This window comes from Saezia sanguinis (assembly GCF_003991585.1).
Taxonomy (GTDB): domain Bacteria; phylum Pseudomonadota; class Gammaproteobacteria; order Burkholderiales; family Burkholderiaceae_C; genus Saezia; species Saezia sanguinis.
This window is the reverse complement of sequence record NZ_PQSP01000211.1, coordinates 1-237: the sequence shown is the minus strand read 5'-3', so window position 1 is coordinate 237 and position 237 is coordinate 1. Positions and strand designations below refer to the sequence as shown.

The 237-nt window shown below is 64.1% G+C and carries 1 protein-coding gene; it reads right to left on the bottom strand.

Annotation, left to right across the window (positions count from 1 at the left end; translation table 11 throughout):
- The coding region (locus tag CUZ56_RS15535) for a DUF3040 domain-containing protein (RefSeq protein WP_148113789.1) at nucleotides 1-216 on the bottom strand (216 nt) is incomplete at its 3' end.
- Between the last annotated feature and the right edge of the window lie 21 nt (nucleotides 217-237).

Below are 237 nucleotides of genomic sequence, written 5' to 3'. Positions count from 1 at the left end.
GATGATGGGGAATCCGCCGGGCTTGACGGGCAGGGCGATTCCCGCAATGAGAAGAACGAGGCCGAGGACGAAGAGCGCGGCCGCCTGAAGTCTGCGTCTTCCGGTGGCAGAGCGAAGCCGACCAGCACGCACGGTCGAGGCGAATTTATGGTCCTCAGCATAGAGCGCGCTCTCGATCTGTTCGAGCATGCGCTGCTCGTGCTCGGAGAGTGGCACGGTACCTCCCCCGGCACTAGG